Source organism: Archangium sp. (genome assembly GCF_036389735.1).
Classification (GTDB): domain Bacteria; phylum Myxococcota; class Myxococcia; order Myxococcales; family Myxococcaceae; genus Archangium.
Map to the genome: position 1 here is coordinate 1 of NZ_DASVWK010000493.1, position 6131 is coordinate 6131.

Annotated in this window: 6 protein-coding genes; 2 read left to right on the top strand and 4 right to left on the bottom strand. The window is 71.6% G+C overall.

The genetic code is table 11. From position 1 onward, the window contains the following. On the top strand, positions 1-614 hold a 614-nt coding region (locus VF794_RS17345), incomplete at its 5' end, for a molybdopterin cofactor-binding domain-containing protein (protein WP_331111788.1). 9 nt (positions 615-623) lie between these two features. On the opposite strand, the gene VF794_RS17350 is transcribed toward VF794_RS17345, so the two are convergent. Further along, the gene (locus VF794_RS17350) at positions 624-1607 is read right to left on the bottom strand and encodes a hypothetical protein (protein WP_331111790.1); all 984 of its coding nucleotides are present in this window, start codon (positions 1605-1607) and stop codon (positions 624-626) included. Positions 1608-1692: 85 nt separating this feature from the next. On the opposite strand from VF794_RS17350, the gene fliB reads away from it, so the two are divergent. Then, on the top strand, positions 1693-2862 hold the full coding sequence (gene fliB, locus VF794_RS17355; RefSeq protein ID WP_331111792.1) for a flagellin lysine-N-methylase: 1170 nt from the start codon (positions 1693-1695) through the stop codon (positions 2860-2862). Positions 2863-2880: 18 nt separating this feature from the next. Here the strand turns inward: fliB and VF794_RS17360 are convergent, their stop codons facing one another. From VF794_RS17360 to VF794_RS17370, 3 genes are read right to left on the bottom strand one after another with little or no spacing between them, the layout of a single operon-like run. Next, entirely contained in the window at positions 2881-3573 is a 693-nt protein-coding gene (locus VF794_RS17360) for an ABC transporter ATP-binding protein (protein ID WP_331111794.1), read from the bottom strand. Further along, the gene (locus tag VF794_RS17365; protein ID WP_331111796.1) at positions 3570-4319 is read right to left on the bottom strand and encodes an SH3 domain-containing protein; all 750 of its coding nucleotides are present in this window, start codon (positions 4317-4319) and stop codon (positions 3570-3572) included. Before VF794_RS17365 ends, VF794_RS17360 begins: the two co-directional genes overlap by 4 nt. Beyond that, positions 4316-6130: a BatD family protein gene (locus tag VF794_RS17370; protein WP_331111798.1), complete on the bottom strand. Its 1815-nt coding sequence runs from the start codon at positions 6128-6130 to the stop codon at positions 4316-4318. Before VF794_RS17370 ends, VF794_RS17365 begins: the two co-directional genes overlap by 4 nt. Position 6131 lies beyond the last annotated feature (1 nt).

Consider the following 6131-nt stretch of genomic DNA (forward strand, 5'->3'; position numbering starts at 1 on the left):
TCCTGCTGGAGGTGCTGGGGCCGCCCCGCGTGGCAACCCTCAAGGAGCTGGGCATCGAGAAGCTCCGGAACTACGGCGCGTCCATCGAGGACCACCCCGTCAACGTCGGGCGCCTCCGCGGCGTCATCGAGCGCGTGACGGAGCTCTCTCGCTGGAGCGACCGGAAGAAGGATGGCCGGGCCCTCGGACTGGCCGCCCATCGCAGCTTCCTGGCATACACCGCGGTGGTCGCGTCCGTGGTGCGCGATGCGAACGGCAAGCTCTCGGTGGACGAGGCGTGGATCGTCGCGGATGCCGGTACCATCATCAACCCGGATCGCGTCCGCGCGCAGATGGAGGGAGCCGTCGTCTTCGGAATCAGCCTCGCGCTGTACGGCGGCATCACGATGAAGGGCGGCGAGGTGCAACAGTCCAACTTCCGCGACGTCCGGTTGGCGCGCATCGGCGATGTGCCACGGAAGATTCACGTGGAGATCGTGCCCAGTGACGAGCGTCCCGCGGGCGTTGGCGAGCCCGGGGTGCCGCCCGTCGCACCGGCCATCGCCAACGCCATCTTCGCGCTCACCGGGACACGCGTCCGCGAGCTTCCCCTCGCCCGGACCCTGAAGGTCTGACCCGGCCGGTCAAGCCCCGACGTCGAGCACCAGCTCCGCCAGCCCTCGCAGGAGCTGGCGCGCGGCCTCACGGGAGGGCAGCCCCGCCACCTGGACGAGTTCCTCCAGAGGCTCCCGCTCCTCCACCTCACGCTCCAGGGTGCGCAGGGCCTCGCGCCGGGACTCCTGGACCCGGGCCCGCGCCTGGGCATCCAGTCCGCGCGCGGCCCAGACATCGATGGCCCAGGACAGCTCGGCGTGCCGCAGCTCCTCCTCGGCGATGGGACCCATCACGTGGCGGACCTCGGCGTCTCCAGCGGTGCGAGCCTGCCACCCGGAGACGAGCGCGCCGAAGGTCTCGCGGACGCACCCCTCGATGGCGTTCTCCAGCGCGAGCGCCTCCAGCGAGCGCGGGCGGAAGGGCTCCACCCTCACCTCGGGGAGGGGCGCGCCGTAACGCCGCGCCAGCTCCGCCATGGCCCGGGCGTGCCGCACCTCGTCCCCGGCCGAGCGCCGGGCGGCGCGCACCAGCCGCGCGGGAGCCCCCTGCGCCTCCAGCTCCTCGGCGAGCCGCTCGAAGGCGGGGACGGAGGCGGCCTCCAGGTGGAACAGGCGAGCGAAGAAATCGCCGAGCGCGGACAAGCGGCCCTCCACGCTGCCGTCGCTCAGCAGCCCCTCGGGACGGCGGCCCTCGCACAGGAACAGCACGCGGCACGTCAGCTCGGTGGGAACGCCGGCGGAGTCCCTCGCCTCGACGCTACACGGCTGGCCCGGGGAGTAGGAGGAGAGCGCGTTGCACAACTGCTCGCAGGTGGTGTCCGGTCCGGGGGTGCTTCCGTCGGGGAACTGGAAGCGCTCGGGGACGAAGACTCGCACATCGGTCTGGCCGCCGGAGCCGCCACCCGCGGGTTCGCACGAGTACTCCGGGCCGTTGCAGGCGGCGAGTGGCAGGGCGGGAGCGAGGAGCAACAGTCGGGCGACGGTACGGCGGAGCTTTCGGTGGGTCGTGGTCATGTCGTGGCGTCTCGAAAACCTGCCGGCCCACAGGTGCACCCAGTCTGGCACGAGGGGTTCGGGGTTGTCATGGCGTAAGCTCTCGATGACCATGCCCGCCGAGCCCACCATCCTGCGCTACATGACGCGCTTCCGCTGCATCGCGGATCGCTGTGAGGACACCTGCTGCGGCGGGCTCCGCGTACCCGTGAGCGAAGCCCGGTTGCAGCGGATGCGGGCCACGGTGGCGAGCAGCCCGGAGGACTCGGAGCGCCTGTACCAACTGGTGCTCCCGAGCCCGGGAGGAGCCTCCACGGAGCACGCCTTCATCGAGATGCGTCCGGACGGGTATTGCCCCTTCCTGGACACGGAGCGGCTGTGCTCCCTCCAGCGGCGTCACGGTGACGCCGTGCTGCCGGACATCTGTGCCACCTTTCCGCGCGTCTTCACGAAGAGGGGCGAGCGCGTGGAGGTGTCGGGCACCCTGGCCTGCCCCGAGGTGGCGCGCCTGTGCCTCCTGGAGGAGGACGCGGTGGAGCCGGACTCCACGCCTCCCGCCTCCCAGGACGTGGCGGACTCGGTGCGCGCGGCGATGCTGCGACTCCTCCAGCGGCGCGAATACCCCCTGGCCTCACGGCTCGCCATGCTGGGACAACTGGCGTACGCGCTGGACGGCGGCTCCGTGGAGGAGGTGCTCCAGCGCTTCGAGTCCTCGGACGTACTGGAAGCGGAACACCGGGGCTTCACCTCGCTGGCGCTTCCCGGTGGCCCCTGCGTGGGCCTGTTCACCTCGGTGTTGAAGGCCCGGCTGGCCGCCGGTCGCGGCGAGCGGTTCACCACCCTGGTGCGGGGCGTGCTGGAGTCCCTCTCGCTCGGCGCGGGCGGCCCGGGCGAGCTGGACCTGGCCTGGCGCACCTACGTGGAGCGGTGGCAACGCCTGGAGGCGCTGCACGGCGAGCGGGTGCACCGGTACTTCCACAACTACATCGCCCACTCCCTCTGGCGCAGCCCGTTCACCGAGGCGCCGAGCCCGCTCGCGTACGTGTTCCGCCTGGCCCTGCGGGTGGCGCTGCTCCGGCTGACGTTCGTGTGCCATCCCCAGGTGCCTACCGCCGCGTCCCAGGAGCAACTGGACCGGGCGGCCGTGGAGACCTTCCAACTGGTGGCCAAGCACGTGGAGCAGGCGCCGGACTTCCTCCGACTCGCCGAGGGCCTCATGGGCCCGGGACGCGGTGCGGACGCCCTGGGCAAGGTGCTCGTCTTCGCGGCGTTCTGAGCCTCGGGGGCGTGAGACTCAGGCCGCCTGCTCTTGCAACCGCTCGTCGCCGACGATGCGCCCGTCCGCCAGCCGGACGATCCGGTCTCCCACCGCCGCGGCCTTCGGGTCGTGCGTCACCATCACCACCGTGAGCCCGCGCTCCCGCGTCGCCTCGCGCAGCATCCGCAGCACCTCGGTGCCCGTGCGCGAGTCCAGGTTGCCCGTGGGCTCGTCCGCCAGCAGCACCGCCGGCTCGCCCAGCAGCGCCCGCGCCACCGCCACCCGCTGCATCTCCCCGCCGCTCAGCTCGTCCGGGCGGTGGTGCGTCCGGCCGCCCAGGCCCACCGTCTCCAGCAGCACCTCGGCCCGCCGCCGCAGCTCCGCCTGCGCCCGGCCCGCCAGCAGCCCCGGCAGCATCACGTTCTCCAGCGCCGTCAGCGTGGGCATCAGGTTGAAGAACTGGAACACGAAGCCCAGCCGCTCGCGCCGGAAGGCGGACAGCTCGTCGTCCTTCATCCGCGACAGCTCTCGCCCATCAATCTTCAGGGAGCCCGAGTTGGGCACGTCCAGCGCCCCCAGCAGGTTGAGCAGCGTGCTCTTCCCCGAGCCCGAGGGCCCCATCACCGAGAGGAACTGCCCCTTCGGCACCGCCAGCGTCACGCCCGCGAGCGCCCGCACCTCCGTGCGCCCGCGCCGGTACACCTTCATGGCCTCGACGATGTCGATCATATCTCCGCCACACCCTCGCGCTCGGCCCAGCCCTCCAGGCCATTGGGCAGGCGGATGCGCACGTAGCGCCCCGTCTCCTCCATCACCCGCACCTTCAGGCCGGGGTGCACCTCGAAGGACACCTTCGCCTCTTCCTTCGGGAACTCGCGTGCGCGCAGCGTGGGGGCGACGACCACGGCCTCGCGCAGCGTCTCGTGCACCCACACGTGCGCGGCCAGCAGCGCGCCCGAGGGCAGCGAAGCCAGCAGCAGCAGGCCCCCCACCACGGCGGCCCAGGTGCGCCGGCCCGGGCGCAGCAGCCGGAAGAGGAGCAGGAAGGCGAAGCCCGCGAGCCACGTCCCGAGGAACGCCCACGCCGCGAGGTTGCCACTCGTCGCGGCCACCACGCGCTGCTGGAAGGGCTCCTCGGGCGCGTTGCCCACCACCTTGTCGAGCTGTTGCGCACGGGCGAGCGAGAGGTTGGCCTCCAGGTCCGGCCCATCGCCACCGGCCCGGCGCGCCCGCTCGAAGGCGAGCACCGCGTGTCCCAGGTCCCCGCGCGCCAGGTACGTGGTGCCCAGGTTGTAGTGCAGATCCGGGCCGCCGATGCCGCGCTCGAGCAGCTTCTCGTAGCCCGCCTGCGCGGCGGCGTAGTCCTGCTTGTAGAAGGCCTCGTTGGCCTGCTGGAAGAGGGCCTGGGACTCCTCGGGGGAGTAGTAGCCCTGCCCCAGCAGCGTGGCCACGAGGATGGCGGTGATGGCGCTCACTTGTCCCAACCCTCCATGACGGCCGAGGCGTCGTCCAGGATGCGCTCTCGGGCGGTCGCCTCGGCGCCGGGGGCGAAGCGGCCGGCGTCACACGACTCCAGCACGAAGCGCACCCGCTGGCGGCGCTCCACGTCCACCCCGGCCTCGGTCAGCTTCGCCTCCAGCGCGTCCCGGGTGAGGCCCCCCACCGGGGTCTTCAGCCGGGCCTCCAGGAAGTTCAGCACGGCCTTCTCCACCTCGCCGTAGAAGGCGCTGGAGCTGCCCGTGCGCAGCTTCTCCGCCTCGGCCAGCCGCTTGCGCGCGGCCTTGGCCCGCTGGCGGTTGCGGCTGCCCTCGTCCTCCTGCGACATCCGTCCACGCACCAGCCCGCCCAGGCCCAGCATCAGCATCAACCCCACCGGCGTCAGCACCGCCGGCACGAAGAAGGGCCGCTGCCACACCGCCGCGGCGGGCTCCTCGAAGCGCGCCTGGTAGCGCAGCGGGCGCAGGCCGCTCGCGGTGAGCACGTTCTTCTGCTCGGACGCGGCGTCCGCCAACGTCGAGGGCGAGCCCGTCACCGGGGCGGAGGCCATCCCACCCGCTCCCGGCTCCACGGTTATCTCCACCGGCTCGGTACGGGACACCTCGTAGCGGCCCGTGTTCGGGTCGAAGTAGGAGAACTCGAGCGGCTCCAGGGTGAAGGTGCCCGTGCGCTGCGGCATCACCAGGTACTCCTGCACGCGGCTGCCCTGGATGCGGAACTTGTTGGGCACCACCTTGTCGGTCGTCTTCGGGTCGTATGCCTTGAGCGCCGGGGGCATCGTCAGCCTGGGCGGGGTGACGTTCTTCACATTGCCCATGCCCTCGAGGAGGACCTTCACCGTGACGGGCTGGCCCAGCTCCACCCGCGTCGGGGACACCTCCATGGACAGCCGCCACTCGCCCACGTTGGCGCTCGACAGGCCCTTGGGCCCGCCCGGCGGCAGCGGCTTCACCTGCACCTCCAGGTCGTTGGACTTGCGGTGCACCCGGTGGCCGGCGAAGAGGAAGCCGGTGGTGATGTCCGCCTCGGCGGGGGTGATGGGGAGCGCGCCGCTCTTCACGGGGAAGAGCGCGCGCCGCCGCAGCAGGTAGGTGCGGTAGGGAATGCCGTTGACGATGCGCTGCTCGCTCGAGAGCTGCGTGGGGCTCTCCACGTCCTCGCTCCAGAAGCCCTCCAGCTTGGGCATGGTCACCGCGTCCACGCTGGACAGGTCCACGCGCGAGTAGATGTAGAGCGAGAGCGTCACCTGCTCGCCCACGTACACCTGCTTCTTGTCGAGGGTGGCGCGCAGGAAGAGGTCCGAGTCGCCGCGGGGAATCCGCAGATCCTCGCGGTCGTTGGGCTCCTCCTCCTCGGCGAACGGGTCCTGCATGGAGCCGAAGGGGAAGTTGCGGAACGGGTCCGGGAGCTGCTGGCGCCCCGCCTGCGCGGGCGGAGGCCCGACCCGGCCCTTGCGCACCGTCATCTTGAGGGACTCGGTGCGCCAGGTGCGGCCGCCCGCGGTGAGCACGGACGGAGGAATCGTGCGGGAGCCCACGCGGCTGGCACGCATCATCAGCACGTGCTTGCGCACCGTCTGGATGACGGGCGGACCGCTGCCGCTCATCTCGATGGAGCGCTGGGTGCTCTCCGAGGACGACAGCACCTCGAAGTCGTCCGGCGCCGGGAACTGCACCTGGGCGTTGTCCGGAGGGTCCACCACCACCACGGTGAGCTGGAAGATGTCCTCCGTGCCCACCTCGGTGCGATCCACCGTCTGGTAGAACTCGATGGATGCCCACGCTGGCATC

Coding starts and splice junctions, on each gene's coding strand:
- VF794_RS17350 (WP_331111790.1), bottom strand. CDS start 1,607: ATGACCACGACCCACCGAAAGCTCCGCCGTACCGTCGCCCGACTGTTG.
- fliB (WP_331111792.1), top strand. CDS start 1,693: ATGACCATGCCCGCCGAGCCCACCATCCTGCGCTACATGACGCGCTTC.
- VF794_RS17360 (WP_331111794.1), bottom strand. CDS start 3,573: ATGATCGACATCGTCGAGGCCATGAAGGTGTACCGGCGCGGGCGCACG.
- VF794_RS17370 (WP_331111798.1), bottom strand. CDS start 6,130: ATGCCAGCGTGGGCATCCATCGAGTTCTACCAGACGGTGGATCGCACC.